Annotated in this window: 1 protein-coding gene; it reads right to left on the bottom strand. The window is 43.5% G+C overall.

Going from position 1 to position 543, the window contains the following annotated elements:
* A partial coding sequence (locus DWX65_RS14210) for a T7SS effector LXG polymorphic toxin (RefSeq protein WP_147339171.1) occupies positions 1–479 on the bottom strand: 479 nt, incomplete at its 3' end.
* Between the last annotated feature and the right edge of the window lie 64 nt (positions 480–543).

A 543-nucleotide genomic window follows, 5' to 3' on the forward strand; every position in this document is an offset into this window, starting at 1 on the left:
TGTGTGCGGACATTCTGCACTCCGGCAAGCGCATTGTCAAAACAGCTTTCCATACAGGTTGTAGAAAATCTGCCAACATCAAGATAAGCAGACAGTTCTCTCTCAATATCCGCTACTTCCTCTGCTACCGCATCAAAGTCTGATCTTGCTCCCTGAATGTTCTCCTCCAGTCCCTCCATGGAATCCTGAGACATCTCTGCCATCTGGTCAGAATCAATGTTATAATACCAGTCTGTATAGAGTATAAAGCTGCTCCGGTAGGTTTCTATCGTATCTTTTATCATATTTGCAAGATTCATATGATAATCCCACATATAGCTTCTTACATGCTCTGCTGCCTCTCCGTGCATCTCCGACATGGCAGCAATCTCTACAATACTGCTTCTTACCGCATCTATCTGCTCTATCCACCGGTCAAGCTGTGCCAGAATCAGTTCCCGAATGCTGGTAATTTCTTCATACTTTACCTGAAATCCCATAACTTTCTCCACTCCCCCTATTTTGTCTTTATCATTTTCATCAAAGAAGCTTCTGCATCAACCA

Origin of the sequence: Roseburia sp. AF20-18LB, assembly GCF_003461185.1 — a bacterium.
Classification (GTDB): domain Bacteria; phylum Bacillota; class Clostridia; order Lachnospirales; family Lachnospiraceae; genus Roseburia_C; species Roseburia_C amylophila.